Annotated in this window: 16 protein-coding genes, 1 other RNA gene and 1 pseudogene; 6 read left to right on the forward strand and 12 right to left on the reverse strand. The window is 57.1% G+C overall.

Annotated elements, in window-relative coordinates; translation table 11 throughout:
• The first annotated feature begins 57 nt into the window (after positions 1 to 57).
• Positions 58 to 768 carry a GNAT family N-acetyltransferase gene (locus tag IM291_RS05295; protein WP_192986291.1) on the forward strand — a complete coding sequence of 237 codons (711 nt, stop codon included), beginning with the start codon at positions 58 to 60 and terminating at the stop codon, positions 766 to 768.
• Here the strand turns inward: IM291_RS05295 and ykgO are convergent.
• Both ykgO and IM291_RS05305 read right to left on the reverse strand, forming a co-directional pair.
• Positions 765 to 905 carry a type B 50S ribosomal protein L36 gene (gene ykgO / locus IM291_RS05300; protein WP_003859006.1) on the reverse strand — a complete coding sequence of 47 codons (141 nt, stop codon included), beginning with the start codon at positions 903 to 905 and terminating at the stop codon, positions 765 to 767. The genes IM291_RS05295 and ykgO overlap by 4 nt on opposite strands.
• A 2-nt stretch (positions 906 to 907) precedes the next feature.
• On the reverse strand, positions 908 to 1,168 hold the full coding sequence (locus IM291_RS05305) for a type B 50S ribosomal protein L31 (protein WP_006176933.1): 261 nt from the start codon (positions 1,166 to 1,168) through the stop codon (positions 908 to 910).
• Positions 1,169 to 1,386: 218 nt separating this feature from the next.
• Between IM291_RS05305 and IM291_RS05310 the strand changes: the two genes are divergently transcribed.
• Entirely contained in the window at positions 1,387 to 2,952 is a 1,566-nt protein-coding gene (locus IM291_RS05310) for an EAL domain-containing protein (RefSeq protein WP_048999065.1), read from the forward strand.
• On the opposite strand, the gene IM291_RS05315 is transcribed toward IM291_RS05310, so the two are convergent.
• A complete protein-coding gene (locus tag IM291_RS05315; RefSeq protein WP_028012182.1) occupies positions 2,945 to 3,217 on the reverse strand; it encodes a metal/formaldehyde-sensitive transcriptional repressor in 273 nt (90 codons plus the stop codon). The genes IM291_RS05310 and IM291_RS05315 overlap by 8 nt on opposite strands.
• Before the next feature lie 133 nt (positions 3,218 to 3,350).
• Here IM291_RS05315 and IM291_RS05320 point away from each other — a divergent pair, with 133 nt between their 5' ends.
• Complete coding sequence (locus IM291_RS05320) at positions 3,351 to 4,178, forward strand: nickel/cobalt efflux protein RcnA (RefSeq protein WP_192986293.1); 828 nt, start codon at positions 3,351 to 3,353, stop codon at positions 4,176 to 4,178.
• A 33-nt stretch (positions 4,179 to 4,211) separates the two neighbouring features.
• Here the strand turns inward: IM291_RS05320 and IM291_RS05325 are convergent, their stop codons facing one another.
• From IM291_RS05325 to IM291_RS05335, 3 genes are all read right to left on the reverse strand, one after another.
• Positions 4,212 to 7,304, reverse strand: a complete 3,093-nt coding sequence (locus IM291_RS05325; RefSeq protein ID WP_192986295.1) for a beta-galactosidase — start codon at positions 7,302 to 7,304, stop codon at positions 4,212 to 4,214.
• Between the two features lie 102 nt (positions 7,305 to 7,406).
• A complete protein-coding gene (locus tag IM291_RS05330; RefSeq protein WP_028012179.1) occupies positions 7,407 to 8,477 on the reverse strand; it encodes a LacI family DNA-binding transcriptional regulator in 1,071 nt (356 codons plus the stop codon).
• Between the two features lie 76 nt (positions 8,478 to 8,553).
• A complete protein-coding gene (locus tag IM291_RS05335) occupies positions 8,554 to 9,165 on the reverse strand; it encodes a YitT family protein (RefSeq protein WP_028012178.1) in 612 nt (203 codons plus the stop codon).
• An 86-nt stretch (positions 9,166 to 9,251) separates the two neighbouring features.
• Here IM291_RS05335 and IM291_RS05340 point away from each other — a divergent pair, with 86 nt between their 5' ends.
• Positions 9,252 to 10,673 carry a PLP-dependent aminotransferase family protein gene (locus IM291_RS05340; protein ID WP_192986297.1) on the forward strand — a complete coding sequence of 474 codons (1,422 nt, stop codon included), beginning with the start codon at positions 9,252 to 9,254 and terminating at the stop codon, positions 10,671 to 10,673.
• 80 nt (positions 10,674 to 10,753) lie between these two features.
• On the opposite strand, the gene IM291_RS05345 is transcribed toward IM291_RS05340, so the two are convergent.
• The 3 genes from IM291_RS05345 to ffs form a co-directional block, all read right to left on the reverse strand.
• Complete coding sequence (locus tag IM291_RS05345) at positions 10,754 to 10,969, reverse strand: hypothetical protein (RefSeq protein ID WP_028012176.1); 216 nt, start codon at positions 10,967 to 10,969, stop codon at positions 10,754 to 10,756.
• Complete coding sequence (locus tag IM291_RS05350) at positions 10,966 to 11,217, reverse strand: hypothetical protein (RefSeq protein ID WP_192986299.1); 252 nt, start codon at positions 11,215 to 11,217, stop codon at positions 10,966 to 10,968. The genes IM291_RS05345 and IM291_RS05350 overlap by 4 nt, the downstream gene beginning before the upstream one ends.
• 257 nt (positions 11,218 to 11,474) lie before the next feature.
• Positions 11,475 to 11,571: signal recognition particle sRNA small type (gene ffs / locus IM291_RS05355), an RNA gene on the reverse strand.
• An 84-nt stretch (positions 11,572 to 11,655) separates the two neighbouring features.
• On the opposite strand from ffs, the pseudogene IM291_RS05360 reads away from it, so the two are divergent.
• Positions 11,656 to 12,052, forward strand: a pseudogene (locus IM291_RS05360) (MGMT family protein).
• A 33-nt stretch (positions 12,053 to 12,085) separates the two neighbouring features.
• Here the strand turns inward: IM291_RS05360 and IM291_RS05365 are convergent.
• The gene (locus IM291_RS05365; RefSeq protein ID WP_028012173.1) at positions 12,086 to 12,613 is read right to left on the reverse strand and encodes a YbaY family lipoprotein; all 528 of its coding nucleotides are present in this window, start codon (positions 12,611 to 12,613) and stop codon (positions 12,086 to 12,088) included.
• A 203-nt stretch (positions 12,614 to 12,816) separates the two neighbouring features.
• Between IM291_RS05365 and tesB the strand changes: the two genes are divergently transcribed.
• Positions 12,817 to 13,677 (forward strand): acyl-CoA thioesterase II, encoded by an 861-nt coding sequence (gene tesB, locus IM291_RS05370; protein WP_028012172.1) that lies wholly within the window; start codon positions 12,817 to 12,819, stop codon positions 13,675 to 13,677.
• A gap of 94 nt (positions 13,678 to 13,771) precedes the next feature.
• Here the strand turns inward: tesB and amtB are convergent, their stop codons facing one another.
• Together amtB and glnK are read right to left on the reverse strand one after the other, a co-directional pair.
• Positions 13,772 to 15,058: an ammonium transporter AmtB gene (gene amtB, locus IM291_RS05375; RefSeq protein ID WP_192971474.1), complete on the reverse strand. Its 1,287-nt coding sequence runs from the start codon at positions 15,056 to 15,058 to the stop codon at positions 13,772 to 13,774.
• A gap of 35 nt (positions 15,059 to 15,093) precedes the next feature.
• Complete coding sequence (glnK, locus tag IM291_RS05380; protein ID WP_008503304.1) at positions 15,094 to 15,432, reverse strand: P-II family nitrogen regulator; 339 nt, start codon at positions 15,430 to 15,432, stop codon at positions 15,094 to 15,096.
• Positions 15,433 to 15,483: the final 51 nt, after the last annotated feature.

The following is a 15,483-nucleotide window of genomic DNA, read 5'->3' on the forward strand; positions in this document are numbered from 1 at the left end:
TTTAAGGAACCAGTAATTTTCTAATCTGGAACTCTTCTCAACGTCACGGAAATAAAGATGAAGACATTCAATGAGTTTGGACAACCTGTGGGCGAAGCCCTTATCGACTGGCAGCCTCGCCCTCATCCGTCCCGGGTGGTACTGCAGGGGCATTATTGTCGGCTTGAACCGCTGCGCGTGGAGCATGCCGGGGCGCTGTTCTCCGCCTATGCTCTGGCCGGAGACACCCGGAGCTGGACGTGGCTACTGCGCGAACCCGATGCCACGGCCGCTGAGTTTACCGAATGGGTGGCAAGCGTGTGTGAGTTATCTGACCCGATGCACTTTACCGTTATAGATAATCAGACCCAGGCCCCGGTCGGGACGCTGGCCCTGATGCGGATCGATCCTAAAAACGGCGTTGTGGAAGTGGGACACGTTCACTTCTCCGTGCTGTTAAGCCGCACGCCCATGTCAACAGAAGCGCAATATCTGCTGATGCGGTACGCGTTCGATACCCTGGGCTACCGGCGATATGAATGGAAGTGCAACAGCCTGAACGAACCATCACGCAAAGCGGCACTGCGTCTGGGCTTTCAATTTGAAGGCCGTTTTCGCCAGGCGCTGGTCATAAAAGGCCGTAACCGGGATACCGACTGGTTTTCGATTCTCGACAAAGAGTGGCCGGCGCTGGCGAGCGCCTTTGAAGGCTGGCTTGCCACCGACAATTTTACTGCCGATGGCAAACAGAAAAGATCCCTGGAAAGCTGGCGAGAAACGCGCTTCTAGCGTCTTTTTTTACGTCCCTGCACCGCCTTAAAACGCGGATTGGATTTGCAAATCACGTATAAGCGTCCCTTGCGTTTGACTATCTGGCAATCCGGGTGACGCTGTTTTGCGCTGCGCAATGAGTTAAGCACCTGCATGGTTAGCCCCGCTTCGCATTAAGAAAACCGCCAAAACGCTTGCGGAAGCGCGCTGCGCTGCCATCCGTGGAAAACGTTTTTTGCTTACCGGTATAAAACGGATGCGATTTTGAAGAAACCTCGATAGTGATGTACGGATACGTTTCACCGTCGAGCTCAATTTCGCGGTCGGTTTTAATGGTTGAACCCACTTTAAAGTATTCATTGGCACTGGTGTCGTGGAATACCACGGTGCGATACGCTGGATGGATGTTTGGTTTCATCATAAATCCTTTGTGTTTTGTTATAACATAACAAATAATATCCAGGCAAGGTTGAAAAAACAACCCTCTCTCTCCTGAGGATATTTTCTGATTTGCTTTAGATAACATGAAAACCCTGCCCCCACGTGCTATAACTATTTCATTTCGCGGTAAAATCTTTCTCTTCAGGCAGGAAACTCAGCGTCCGGATTCGGGCATATGGGAAAGGAAACGACAGCATGAAAACCCGACATCTGGTCAGTCTGGTGACTGGCGTACTTATCTTTTCCGTGCTGGTTCCCATTTGCCTCAGCATCTGGCTTGCCCATCGCCAGGCGGAAGAGAAATTTGTTGATGCGCTGGATAGCTATGCTTCTCGCGTGCTGATGCGCACCGACAGGGTCGTGGATCAGGCTAAAGAAGCGTTAAATCACCTGCAGGGATTTAAGGGCGTTCCCTGTAGTCCGCTGCATTTGAGGGAGATACGTCGGGTCGCGTTCTCGTGGCGCTATATCCAGGAGGTGATCTATATCGACAACCTCACACCCCTCTGCTCTTCGCTTGAGCAGGCGAGTAAATCCGCCGCTTATCCTCCTCCCATGCGTATCACCGAAGATGGCTACAGCGCGTGGCTTACCGCACAGAACGATCTTGGCTTTCACCGCTATATGGCCGTGCTCGGGAAGGGCCATTACCTTGTTCTGGTCGATCCTGCCTCGCTTGTGGATGTGATCCCTTTCGGGGCGATTGCCATTGATGCCGCTCTGGTGGGAAGCGCAACGCATCTTATTTTCGCCAGCAGTAACACGCTTGATCCGCATATCCGCGATCGGATCAACGATCTAGGCGTCTCCAGCGTTCAGTACAAGGGCTCCATGTACGTCATGAAGCCGGTACCTGAGCTTGGATTTACTGTCGTCACGTGGGCATCGCTCACCCCCCTGGCTGAAAGCTGGCACCGACAGCTGCTTTTCTGGCTGCCGTTTGGCGTCATGATAAGCCTGCTGGCGGCACTGTTTGTCCTGCGGATCCTGCGACGTATCCAGTCGCCGCGCAATCGCCTGCTGGACGCCATTAACAGCCGCGATTTTGTGGTTCACTATCAGCCCATCGTGGCGCTGTGCAGTGGAAAAATCGTGGGTGCGGAAGCGCTTGCGCGCTGGCCCCAGCCAGACGGAAGCAGTCTCTCGCCTGATATATTTGTGCCGCTTGCCGAGCAAACCGGCCTCATCTCGCAGCTGACGCAGTTAGTTATGGAAAAAGTGTTTGAAGATATGGGCCACTGGCTGCGGCTCCACCCCGATCAGCATATCTCCATCAACCTCGCCCCGGCCGATTTGACCTCCGGTAATCTGCCGCCTTTACTGAGCCAACTCCTGAATAAGTGGCAGATTCATCCCCGACAAATCGCTCTTGAGTTAACCGAGCGTGGCTTTGCCGACCCCAAAATCAGCGCGCCGGCTATCGCCGCGTTTCGCCGTTCGGGCCACCCTGTCTACATTGATGATTTTGGCACGGGCTATTCCAGCCTCAGCTATCTGCAGCATCTCGATGTCGACACGCTAAAAATTGACAAATCGTTCGTGGATGCACTGGAGTACAAAAACGTAACGCCGCACATTATCGAAATGGCGAAGTCGCTGCAGCTGGCAATGGTGGCGGAAGGCGTGGAGACCGAAGGGCAGCTTACCTGGCTGCACCGCCACGGCGTGCAGTATGGGCAGGGGTGGTTCTACAGTAAGGCGCTGCCCAGGACGGAATTTATCCTTTGGGCAGAGAACAACCTCGCCACGCGCTCTACTTAAGATAGGATTTGATCACCTGCAGCACAACGCCAAGATCGGCTTCACGCTGCGCCTCTTCGGGCTCTTTCACGACATGATCGGTAAGATGCCCTTCAATCACCTGCATCATCATGCCATTGACCGCGCCACGGATCGCCGCCAGCTGTTGTAACACCTCGGCACATTCGTGATCGCTGTTGAGCATCTTCTCCAGCGCGGTGCTCTGCCCCTGAATTTTCTTCAGGCGAGTCAATAACATCTTCTTATCGCGAACGGTATGTGACATCTCTGTCTCCCTCAGTTTTGGCTTTTAAAGCATATCACGCTCTACTCCCCCTGAGTATTTTTCTACTGGGGGGTAGTATTAACCTACTGGGGGGGAGTACTATTTGCGCACGCTTTCCATACTGGAAATTTCAATGAACGATTTTGCCTCACTCCTGCAGCAGGGCAATGCCTGGCTGTTTGTTCCCAGCGCTATCCTCCTCGGTGCGCTGCATGGCCTGGAGCCGGGCCACTCAAAAACAATGATGGCTGCCTTTATCGTGGCTATCCGCGGCACGCTGAAGCAGGCGGTGTTGCTCGGTCTGGCGGCTACGCTTTCCCATACGGCGGTAGTCTGGATCATTGCCATGGCAGGACTATGGTTTGGCCGCGGCTGGGACGTACATACGTCTGAACCCTGGTTCCAGCTGATCTCCGGGGTGTTGATCGTTGCAATCGCCCTGTGGATGGCGTGGCGAACCTGGAAAGAGAGCCGGCCGCACGATCATCATCACGATTGCCACCACCATCATGACCATGACCATGACCATGACCATGACCACCATGATCATCCCCATGAACACCCGCTGGTTGAAGAGGAGTGGCAGGACGCCCACCAGCGCGCGCACGCGCAGGATATCAACCGGCGTTTCAACGGACAAAACGTGACGACAGGACAGATCGCGATGTTTGGCCTGACCGGCGGGCTTATCCCCTGCCCGGCGTCTATCACCGTTCTGCTGATCTGCCTGCAGCTGAAGCATTTTGCGCTCGGCGCGACGCTGGTATTCAGCTTCAGCATTGGTCTGGCGTTAACGCTGGTCGCTTCCGGCGCAATTGCCGCCTTAAGCCTTAAGCACGCGACAAAACGCTGGCCCGGATTTAGCGAACTTTCCCGCAAAGCGCCGTGGATCTCCGCTGCGCTGATTATCGTGGTAGGAATTTACATGAGCTTGCATGGCCTGAGCGGCATTCTGGCGTAAGCAGGCGGCCACGCCCGGTGGCCGCCTCTCTGGTCAGGTAAGAGTCTGCTGCCAGCTAAAGGTATAACGAAGCTGGCGCGTCTGCAGGATAAATTCCGGCGAAACGCTGGGGCTCCAGGAGTCATCGCCGCCCACCCCCATATGAAACGCATCCAGGTTGAGCCAGCACCCCGGCTCTTCCCGCAGCAGATGATGATGGGTTGTCTCACGCAGCTGCTGCTGGCTATAGCGGCCCACGGAGAAATGGAACGCGCCATTCAGCTGATGCGCACCCAGCACAAGTTTGCGGGTATCGCAGCGCAAACCATTTTCCGTCGGGAAGATATACGGCGTGTGCATGTCTGCCAGGGGCAGTGTCCAGTGCCCCTGCTGCGCCGCCAGCTTTCTGTCCGGGTAGTTTTCATGCGGCCCCAGCCCCAGCCAGTCAACCTTTTCTGGCGTTTCAGCGAGATGAACGCTCAGGCCAATGCGCGCGGGCTCCGGGATATCAGACGCAATATCGACCTGAATGTCGCCATACAGAACCCCCTGCTCGTCCACCCGCCAGATTTTACGGCTCAGGAACAGCGCCCTGCCGCGATGCTCCAGGACATTAAGCGTGGTAACCACCACCTCACGCGCATGCTGCTCTGCCTCACAGTGCAGCATGCGCGAGGTGAGATCGTACATGCCCGCCGCTTTCCAGCGTTCAACCCACGCGTTTGGATCGATGCGCGTCGCTTCGCTCACCCCAATGTCGTTGTCCAGCGGCGCGCGGCTGACGTTATCCGTCACGGGTGAAAGCAGCGTTTCAACGCCATTTCGCCACCATTGAGTCAGGTATCCGGATGCGCGATCGAACTGCCATCGCTGTTGACGATGCGTGACCTCCAGGATGCGATCGTTTTGCGTTAAAACTGGCGGCTCGCCCGTAGAGGCTGGCGGTGCAATAAAGAGTGGAGCGGGAAGCGGCCACTGCTCCCACGCGCAGCGATGGCCTGCCGGTGACCACGGCGTTGCCCGCGGCTGGCGAACCTCAACGTTCAGCCAGATTTCACCCGGCCCGGCCTTCAGCTCCGGCAGGTCGAGCTCCAGACGCCGGGCGCCTTCAGGCGTTATCGCGAGCGTCACCTCACCTGCGGCCAGCACGTCTCCGCCACGTACAACCGTCCAGCTCAGCACCTCGTTATCGGTAGGGCGGAACAGGTAGCCGCTTTGCACCTCAATCACCAGCGGAGAGGTACTGACCAGCGTAAAGGTAAAGAACTGCTGGGCGCGCTGCGCCTCGTACAGCGCCGGGTGCGGCGTGCGATCGGGGAAGACCAGTCCGTTAAGGCAAAACTGCCGATCGTTCGGCGTATCGCCAAAGTCCCCGCCGTAGGCCCAGAACGCGTTGCCCTTTTCGTCTTTCTTCGTCAGTGCCTGATCGACCCAGTCCCAGACAAACCCACCCTGCAGGCGAGGATGGCTGCGAAACGCCTGCCAGTATTTCGCAAACCCGCCGAAGCTGTTTCCCATCGCGTGGGCGTATTCACAGAGGATCAGCGGACGCGTTTCGTCGGGCATGCCGATCCATTTCTTGATTGACCATTTAGGCACCGCCGGAAAAGGCTGATCCTGATCGACCCGGGCGTACATCGGGCAAACAATATCGGTCGCCGCCGTATTCGCCCCGCCGCCTTCGTACTGCACCGGGCGCGTGGGATCGGTGGTTTTCAGCCAGCGGTACAGCGCATCATGATTCGCACCGTGGCCGGACTCGTTACCCAGCGACCAGATGATAATTGAGGGATGATTGCGATCGCGCTGCACCATGCGGGTCACGCGCTCGCTCATGGCGGGCAGCCAGCGCGGATCGTCAGCGAGGCGGCTCATCGGCACCATGCCGTGGGTTTCAATATTGGCTTCGTCAACGACGTACAGCCCGTAGCGATCGCAAAGCCGGTACCACAGCGGATGGTTCGGGTAGTGCGAGCAGCGCACGGCGTTAAAGTTATGCTGCTTCATGATTTCGATGTCGCGACGCATGGTCGCCTCGTCCATCACCTGACCGTTTTCCGGGTGATGCTCGTGTCGGTTAACGCCGCGGATCAGCAGCGGCTTACCGTTAAGCTTCAGCAGGCCGTTGCTGATGTCAACGCGGCGGAAGCCCACATCGCACGCCTCAACCTCCAGCACCTCACCCTGTGGGCCGAGAAGCGCCATCGTCAGGCGATACAGTTCCGGCGTTTCAGCACTCCAGAGCGCGGGGCGGTCAATGGGGATCGCCACCGTTAAGCGTTCGTCCCAGCCGCCGCGCTCGTCCACAACGGCAGACCCCGGACGCCGGGAAACGCTGGCGCATTTTTCACCCTTGCGCCACAGGGTAAAGACCACCTCGCAGTCTGCAAAGCCCCCCCCTGCCAGCGCGACATCTGCCTTAAGCACCGCGCGGTCCAGCTCCGCATTCAGGTCCGTCACCACGCGATAATCGGCAATCTGCGTTTCGGGTTTATGCAGTAGCGTCACATCGCGGAAAATACCGCTCATGCGCCACATGTCCTGATCTTCCAGATAGCTGCCGTCGCACCAGCGCAACACCATGACCGCCAGGCGATTCTCACCGGGCCGCAGGACCGTCGAGAGATCGAATTCGGCAGGCAGCCTGCTGTCCTGGGAATAGCCCATCCACCGCCCGTTGCACCACAGATGAAACGCAGAGTTCACGCCGTCAAAGATGATGCGGGTCTGCCCGCTCTGAAGCCACGCGTCATCCACATTAAATGTGAGCGAGTAACAGCCGGTTGGGTTTTCCTGCGGCACAAAAGGCGGATTAACGGGGATAGGATAGGTGACGTTGGTGTAGATGGGCGTGTCAAACCCCTGCATCTGCCAGTTCGACGGCACGGGCATCGCAACAGCGTCCGCACAGTCTTCGGTTACCCACGCCTCCGGGATTTGCTCGGGTGCAGGAAAGTAGTTAAATCGCCACACCCCATTGAGGGAGCGTCTGCTGGCGGATCCAGCATCATCCAGGGCAGGCTGTTCAAGACGCCAGCTGTGTAACGGCGCATGTGCCTCCAGACGGTTCCACTGGGTGACACCCGGGTTTTCCCAGTCCCGTCGGGCCAGAATGGCGCTGAGAGTCAGCGATAAAGTGTTGGGCATATTAACCTCTTTGCGAAGCGCTCACAATTTTGGTTAACATGCCCTGGCACCCGGCGACGGTAAAGCACGCAATCGCGGGGTAGCGAGTCCGATCACAAAGTTTTATTTGCGGGCAAGCTGCCCGGCAAGGAGGGCCAGGCTTCTGAGCTGCTGCGCCAGATCCTCGCGTTCGGCCTGCTGCGGGGTACGGCGCGCGCTGGAATGGCGGGTCACCAGCGTTACCGGCAGCTGAACCTGCCAGCACTCCTCCCCCCCGCTGGGGGACAGAAGCCACTCCACGCTGCGCTCGCCCGCCTCGCGAAACGCCTGACGAATGGTCGTCAGCGGCGGAGAAAACCAGGCGCTGTCGGCCGTATCGTCAAACCCGACCACCGATATCTGGCCAGGAACAGCTATCCCTTTTTCCGCACAGGCGCGCATTACCCCAAGCGCCATCTGATCGTTCGCCACCAGAATGGCATCCGGCAGTACCGCCCCCGAGAGCAGCACATGTCCCTTCTCATAGCCGCTGGCCGCGCTCCAGTCGCCGTAGGCCACCGCAGCCGCGTCAAGACCCGCCTGCGCCAGCGTCGCTTTCCATCCCGCCAGACGCGCGCGCGCAGAGACCGAGCTTTCCGGCCCGCTCAGCAGGGCAATATGCTGATGCCCCAGCGAAAGCAGATGCTCAACGCCCAGGCGTGCCCCCTCCTCGGCGTTAAACACGAGGCTATTTACCTGCGCTGAAGGTGACACGTCGAGGAACAGCACCGGGACGGGCGTCGCCAGCGACCTGAGCGCTTCGGCGTGCGGATCGTCAAGCGGCACATTTACCAGCAGCGCGTCTACCCGCTGCGCCAGCAGCGCCTGAAGCGCCGCCTGACACTGCTGCGGCTGCTCCACCATGGAAATCAGGACGCTCGCCCCCTGCCCTGCAGCCCGGGATTTTACCGCCGAGACAATTTGCGAAGGCGCGTGCAGCGCCAGATCGGTGGTAATGAGCCCCAGCGTACGGGTGCGTTTCCCCGCCAGCTGCTGCGCCCGCAGGTTGGGAACGTAATGCAGCTCCGCCATTGCCTGCTGCACCTTTTCCCGCGTGCGGGCAGAGACGTGCTCCGCGTCGTTAATCACGCGGGAAACGGTCTGATAAGAAACCCCCGCAAGGAGGGCGACATCATAAAGAGTGATTGCTTTCATGCGTTCTGGCATCGCGATTTTCGAAGCGTCTATTCTGGCACAGCGACGCCGTTAAAACATGTGAGCGCTTCGCAAATTAAACAACCCGCTCCGGCTGCGTCATTTTTTCACCGCGCGGCTTCTGGCGGAACCAGGGCAAACAGAGCTGAATAAGCGGGCCAATGGTCAGAGCATACGCCACGGTTCCCACCCCAAACGAGCCACCCAGCACGCACCCAATCAGCAGGACGGACACTTCGATGGAGGTACGCACGCTGCGAATGGACCACCCCAGCCGGGCGTGAATGCCGGTCATCAGGCCGTCGCGCGGACCAGGCCCGAAACCGGCCCCGATGTACATGCTGGTGGCGATCGCGTTCATCACGATGCCCGACACCAGGAAAGCGATGCGCACGGATAACGAACTCAGTTCGGGGATAAGCGCCATGCTGGCGTCCGCCGCCAGACCGATACAAATCACGTTGCTGATCGTGCCAAGACCGGGCATCTGACGCAGTGGGATCCACAGTAAGAGCACCGCAGCCCCGGTCAAAATGATCACCGTCCCGATGCTCATCCCCAGCTGTATTCCTACGCCAAGGTGAAACACATCCCATGGATCGACCCCCAGATCCGCACGAATAAACATCGCGGTGGAAAGCCCATACAGCCCTAAACCGACATAAAGTTGTAGCAGACGACGTACCATTTTTATCTTCTCCAGTGAACCCGACTTTCATCCTGACCTAAAATGGCACTAAGATTAATGTCCAGTTTTTAAATAGTGGACTGCTTATGTCATCACGCCGCTTCGGAAGCCAGTCTTTGGTACGCCTTTTAGGGCACTGGCAGCAAACTTCATCCCGCACTCCGCTCTGGCGCCAGCTGGCCGACGCGCTGCGCTTATTAATCCTTGATGGCCGGCTGGCGCTGCATACGCGCCTGCCGGGTGAGCGTGAGCTGGCGACGGTGCTGAACGTCAGCCGAACCACCGTCAGCAGCGCCCTCGCCCACCTGCGTGAAGAGGGTTATCTTGAAAGCCGCCACGGCAGCGGGTCGCGCGTCATCCTCCCGGATGCACGCGCCGTTCCCACCCTTTCCGCAGCGAGCGTCGCCCTGGATCTTTCCACTGCCGCCCTCAGCGCCGGGCCGGAGATCCACCAGGCTTACACCCATGCACTTACGGCTATTACTCAACACCTCTCGCTGACGGGCTACGAGCAGCTTGGGCTGCCGGCGCTACGGGAGGCCATCGCTGCGCGCTATACCGCGCGAGGTCTTCCAACCCGGGCAGACGAGGTGATGGTGGTCAACGGTGCCGTCAGCGGGTTCGCGCTGGTGCTGCGGATGATGGCCGGACCGGGGGATCGCGTCGTGGTCGATCACCCCACCTATCCGCTGGCGATTGCCGCTATTCAGGGAGCACAGTGTCGGCCAGTAGGAGTGTCGTTGCCGGAAACGGGCTGGGATACGGATGGCTTTGCGGCTACGCTTGCCCAGACCGCGCCGCGCCTGGCCTACCTGATGCCAGATTTTCACAACCCAACCGGTCGATGTATGGATATCGCCACCCGTCAGGCAATCGCTGATATAGCAGCCCAGACCCGCACGGTGCTGGTCGTGGATGAAACGATGGTCGATCTCTGGTTTGATTCGCCACCGCCGCCACCGCTGGCATCGTTTAACCCGCAGACCAGCGTGATTACGCTAGGCTCTGCCGGAAAAAGCTTCTGGGGCGGGCTGCGTCTCGGCTGGATCCGCGCCTCCTCGCGGACTATCGCCACGCTCGCCCAGACGCGCGATACGCTGGATTTAGGCTCGCCGCTGCTTGAGCAGCTGGCGACGCTGTGGCTTATCGACAACAGCGAGCGTTTTCTGCCCGCTCGCCGCAAGATGCTGGCGGAACGGCGCGATCGATGCAGTAACCTGCTGCGAGAACATTTCCCGGAGTGGACGTTTCATGAGGCGGAGGGCGGACTATCTTACTGGATCGAACTTCCTGGCATGCTGGCGACACAGCTTGCCGCACGGGCAGAAATCATCGGGATTAACCTGGGAACCGGGACGCGGTTTGGCTTATCGGGGGCGTTTGACCGCTTTTTACGTATGCCCTTTTCGCTGGAGCCAGCGGAGCTGGAAGCGGCATTGCTGCGGATTAAACCGTTATGGCTCGCGCTAAATTCAAATACGCCAGCAGTAAAACGCCGCCTGGTTTAATATTAAAATTTTGAACTGGATCATAAAATAAAAACTGCTGACTGTAATATATGCAGTCAGCAGTTTTCACTGGTCAGGATTTAGTGCTGAGGAGGAATGGGGAAACCTTTCAGGGAAATAACGAAATTATCACCGTCTTTCTTTATTTTTGCACCGGTATCACACCAGTCAGACGCAATACGAAAGAACTCATCGCTTCCAACATTCCAGCCAAGACGTACATGCTTCACGTAGCCTGAACGCAACAGAGCGCAGGCCTCGTTGTAGTCACTGGCAGTTGACAGTTGTTGTTTCATTTTCTCTTCTTCAGAAGTTTACGTAGAGCCTTGATTTCTTTAGGAGTAAAAGGAGAAACATTCTCTTCTTCCGTATGCTGATTATCAATATCCTCTTCCGATACTCCCGCCTCTTCTACTGCTTCAAACGCCAGCAGCAGCAGTTTCTCTGTGGTCACGCTTAAATTTTCGTTATTTACTTCCGCATAGTGGCGGAGTCTTTCTTTTAGCGCTTCGTCAATTTTAACATTTAAAACTGCAGTAGCCATGTTTGTCACTTCCCTTCGGAATAAGTACTTTATTTAATACACGAAGTTATCACTGTTATCCAGATCTATATTTTTTGAATTTTGACGAAAATAGACGTCCAATTATAAAATGCCAGTCTATTATTACAGGTTTATTACAGTAATATTTCAGAGCGATGAAATATATATTACACGTTATAGGCATTATATTATTGTGGAATAAAGGCTAAAAAGAGATGGAAACAGGAAAGATGGATGAGGCCAGAAATGGGTGGGGGCCCTGCCAGCTACATCCCGGCACCCACGTCGTCTGCCCTGGCTGCTTCCTTCCGGACCTGACCTGGTGAACAGAGTAGCGTTGCGGGAGAACCAACAGAGCCCCCATTGAGAGCGTTGATAACCAACGCGCTGGCGCATTATCCCTGTGCGAAGAGCCAATTGCAAGCGACCAGGAACCGGATGCTGGTTTCTTGCGCAAACAGGCGCAGCAATCAGGACGATCTTCGTTTACCATGACGGTCCAAACATCCCCACAGGTGAAGGTATGGACGAAAACGACTCCTTTCCCCAGCGCGTATGGCAAATCGTGGCCTCGATTCCGGAAGGCTATGTCACCACCTATGGTGATGTGGCAAGGCTGGCAGGCTCTCCGCGCGCGGCGCGACAGGTCGGCGGCGTCCTGAAGCGGCTGCCGGAGGGAAGTACGCTGCCCTGGCATCGGGTGGTGAACCGTCATGGCGCTATCTCGCTGACCGGGCCGGATCTCCAGCGTCAGCGTCAGGCATTGCTTTCAGAGGGTGTGCAGGTGTCGGGCGCAGGACAGATAGATTTGCAGAAATACCGCTGGGTGTACTAAACCCTCCCCCGAAGGAGAGGGTAAGAGCAACAGTTACATCTGGGTCGGTGGGGTTGGCAGGGACGGCTGATTGGTCTGTGGAGCAACCGGGACTTCGGTTTGCTGCACCGGCACCAGATTCAGGTCGATTTTGGTTCCACCGTGGTTAATCGCTTCCTGGACCGTATCGGTGATAAAGACCAGCTTGCCGTTGATGGTTACCGCTGCGCTCAGAAGAATACGGGCATTCGGCTGCACGTCTGACGGGTTATACGGCAACACGAAGCTAAACGGAGCCTGCTTACCTTCAGTACGGACCGCGCGCTGAGCCAGCACCTTCGACGGCGCGTCCGCCAAGGAAGCATCAGACAGCGTGACCGTTAGTACCGCATCCGGCGGCAGAGCGACTCTCTGTTTAATCCAGATTGTACCGGAAACGTTAGGCTGCTGAATGGATTGCTGTGAAAGGGTATTAATCCCGTTCGGATCTGCAGCTGGTACCGGCACCTGGGCGCTCTTACCGGCACAGGCGGACAACGCCACCGCAATAGCTACACCACTTAGCATGGGCACGAGTTTCATTGAAGTCTCCTTATCATCAATGCACCAGCGGGATCGATCCCATCCGATGTCGTTTCAATCACATAACGTTTTTAAGTGTGGCACAGATCACCGATTAATGCCTAAAAACGTGCCGACATTCAGATTATTCTACCCATCGGACCACTTTCATTTCTGCGTTATACTCTGCCTATCTTTCGCTACGGCGTTTATTGAGGACAATTATGAGTCAGGCACTGAACAATCTGCTGACATTACTGAATCTGGAAAAAATTGAGGAAGGACTCTATCGCGGGCAGAGCGAAGACCTCGGCTTACGTCAGGTTTTCGGCGGCCAGGTCGTTGGACAAGCGCTCTACGCTGCAAAGGAGACCGTCCCTGCAGACCGCCTGGTGCACTCATTCCACAGCTATTTCTTACGCCCTGGCGACAGCGCAAAACCGATCGTGTATGACGTTGAAGTCCTGAGAGACGGTAACAGCTTCAGCGCACGCCGCGTGGCGGCCGTTCAGAACGGTAAGCCTATCTTTTATATGACCGCCTCTTTCCAGGCACCGGAACCGGGGTATGAACATCAGAAAGTGATGCCGCCAGCACCGTCGCCGGACGAACTCAAATCAGAGACCGATATCGCCCGCGCGCTGGCGCATCTGCTTCCGCCGCAGGTCAAAGAGAAGTTTCTCTGCGATAAACCGCTGGAGATCCGCCCGGTTGAGTTCCACAACCCCATGAAAGGCCACACCGCCGAGCCGAAGCGTCAGGTCTGGATCCGCGCCAATGGCACCGTGCCGGAAGATTTCCGCGTGCATCAGTATCTGCTGGGCTACGCGTCTGACTTTAACTTTCTGCCGGTTGCGCTACAGCCGCACGGCGTTGGTTTCCTTGAAAAAGGGATGCAGGTCGCAACCATCGATCACTCCATGTGGTTCCACCGTCCGTTCAATATGAATGAGTGGCTGCTTTACAGCGTGGAGAGTACGTCAGCGTCGAGCGCTCGCGGGTTTGTGCGTGGAGAGTTTTATACCCAGGATGGCGTGCTGGTCGCTTCTACGGTGCAGGAAGGGGTAATGCGTAATCGCGGGTGATGGTGTGCGGCCTGATGCCCTCACCCTGCCCCTCTCCCATGGGAGAGGGAATAAACATTAAAAACGGCAACCGAAGTTGCCGTTTTGCTTTTTATTAGGCGTTATACGCATTCTCGCCGTGGCTGTTGACGTCCAGACCTTCGCGCTCCTGCTCTTCCGGTACGCGCAGCCCAACGGTCATATCCGCCAGCTTATAGCCGATGAAGGCGACAACGGCAGACCACACCACGGTGATAGCGATACTTTCCAGCTGCACCAGCACCTGATGAACCATGGTGACACCTTCTGCGTAGCCCACGCCACCCAGTGATTTCGCGGCGAAGATGCCGGTCATGATACAGCCGACGATGCCGCACACGCCGTGGACGCCGAACACATCGCAAGGGTCATCCACGCGCAGCACGCGTTTCAGTGCGGTGACGCCCCACAGACCTGCCAGGCCCGCGACCAGTCCCACCAGCAGCGCACCACCGACACCCACATAGCCACACGCCGGGGTGATACCGACCAGACCGGCAATCGCCCCCGAACAGGCACCCAGCAGGGAAGGTTTACCGCGTACCGCCCACTCGCCGAATACCCAGGAGAGAATTGCACCCGCCGTCGCCACAACGGTGTTTACGAAGGCCAGCGCGGCGATTTCGTTCGCGGCACTTGCGGAGCCGGCGTTGAAGCCGAACCAGCCAAAGTAGAGGATAGCCGTACCGGTAAACACCATCGGCAGGTTATGCGGTTTGAACGCCTCTTTACCGAAGCCCACGCGTTTGCCAATCAGGTATGCGCCCACCAGACCCGCTACCGCGGCGTTGATATGTACAACGGTACCGCCCGCAAAGTCCAGCGCGCCGTGCGTTACCAGCAGACCACCGCCCCAGACCATGTGCGCAATCGGCACATAGGAGAGGGTCAGCCAGACCACCACGAAGATCAGAACGGCAGAGAAACGGATGCGCTCCGCCAGCGCGCCCACAATCAGCCCGACGGTAATGCAGGCGAACGAGCCCTGGAACGCGACGTGGATGTACTGGTAGAAGCTGCCCATCAGCGCGGTCAGCTCAATATTTTTCAGCATTACCCAGTCGAAGTTACCAAAGAAGGCGTTGCCGGTACCGAAGGCCAGCGAGTAACCGTAAACCACCCACAGCACGCAGACCAGCGCGAACGTCACGGCAACCTGCGTCAGCATGGAGAGAACGTTTTTGCCGCGGATCAGGCCGCCGTAGAACAGCGCAATGCCCGGGATAGACATGAACAGCACCAGCGCGGTGCTGATCATCATAAAGGCGTTATCGGCTTTGTCTGCCACGGCAGGAGCAGCCAGCGCCAGGCCCGGCAGCAGTGCCAGCGAACCCAGACCCGTTTTAAGTGTTGCTATCTTCATTTTCTCGATCCCTATCACTGTGTGCCAGGCGTTATTTACAGTGCCGCTTCGTCAGATTCGCCGGTACGAATGCGAATGACGCGTTGCAGTTCGGCAACGAAAATTTTGCCGTCGCCAATTTTGCCGGTGTAGGCCGCTTTGCTAATCACATCAATCACTTCATCAAGCTGATCGTCAGCAATCGCGACATCAATTTTTACTTTTGGCAGAAAGTTAACGCTGTATTCCGCCCCGCGATAAAGCTCGGCATGACCCTTCTGACGACCAAAGCCTTTCACTTCGGTGACAGTCAGTCCCTGAATACCCATTGAGGACAATGCTTCACGCACGTCTTCCAGTTTGAATGGTTTGATTACCACCGTAACCAGCTTCATAGATCCCCTCCAGTCAGAATTCGGTAATGGCCGCAGCTCACGCAGAAGGTA

It is taken from the genome of Enterobacter cloacae complex sp. P27C (assembly GCF_014895705.1).
In the GTDB taxonomy this organism is placed as follows: Bacteria; Pseudomonadota; Gammaproteobacteria; order Enterobacterales; family Enterobacteriaceae; genus Enterobacter; species Enterobacter bugandensis.

Excerpts from the sequence above, each read along its gene's own strand:
- IM291_RS05305 (WP_006176933.1), bottom strand. The coding sequence starts at position 1,168 with ATGAAACCAAACATCCATCCAGCGTATCGCACCGTGGTATTCCACGAC.
- IM291_RS05365 (WP_028012173.1), bottom strand. The coding sequence starts at position 12,613 with ATGAAACTCGTGCCCATGCTAAGTGGTGTAGCTATTGCGGTGGCGTTG.
- IM291_RS05340 (WP_192986297.1), top strand. The coding sequence starts at position 9,252 with ATGTCATCACGCCGCTTCGGAAGCCAGTCTTTGGTACGCCTTTTAGGG.
- IM291_RS05325 (WP_192986295.1), bottom strand. The coding sequence starts at position 7,304 with ATGCCCAACACTTTATCGCTGACTCTCAGCGCCATTCTGGCCCGACGG.
- IM291_RS05310 (WP_048999065.1), top strand. The coding sequence starts at position 1,387 with ATGAAAACCCGACATCTGGTCAGTCTGGTGACTGGCGTACTTATCTTT.
- IM291_RS05330 (WP_028012179.1), bottom strand. The coding sequence starts at position 8,477 with ATGAAAGCAATCACTCTTTATGATGTCGCCCTCCTTGCGGGGGTTTCT.
- IM291_RS05295 (WP_192986291.1), top strand. The coding sequence starts at position 58 with ATGAAGACATTCAATGAGTTTGGACAACCTGTGGGCGAAGCCCTTATC.
- IM291_RS05345 (WP_028012176.1), bottom strand. The coding sequence starts at position 10,969 with ATGAAACAACAACTGTCAACTGCCAGTGACTACAACGAGGCCTGCGCT.
- IM291_RS05320 (WP_192986293.1), top strand. The coding sequence starts at position 3,351 with ATGAACGATTTTGCCTCACTCCTGCAGCAGGGCAATGCCTGGCTGTTT.
- IM291_RS05335 (WP_028012178.1), bottom strand. The coding sequence starts at position 9,165 with ATGGTACGTCGTCTGCTACAACTTTATGTCGGTTTAGGGCTGTATGGG.
- glnK (WP_008503304.1), bottom strand. The coding sequence starts at position 15,432 with ATGAAGCTGGTTACGGTGGTAATCAAACCATTCAAACTGGAAGACGTG.
- IM291_RS05315 (WP_028012182.1), bottom strand. The coding sequence starts at position 3,217 with ATGTCACATACCGTTCGCGATAAGAAGATGTTATTGACTCGCCTGAAG.
- IM291_RS05350 (WP_192986299.1), bottom strand. The coding sequence starts at position 11,217 with ATGGCTACTGCAGTTTTAAATGTTAAAATTGACGAAGCGCTAAAAGAA.
- ykgO (WP_003859006.1), bottom strand. The coding sequence starts at position 905 with ATGCAGGTGCTTAACTCATTGCGCAGCGCAAAACAGCGTCACCCGGAT.
- tesB (WP_028012172.1), top strand. The coding sequence starts at position 12,817 with ATGAGTCAGGCACTGAACAATCTGCTGACATTACTGAATCTGGAAAAA.
- amtB (WP_192971474.1), bottom strand. The coding sequence starts at position 15,058 with ATGAAGATAGCAACACTTAAAACGGGTCTGGGTTCGCTGGCACTGCTG.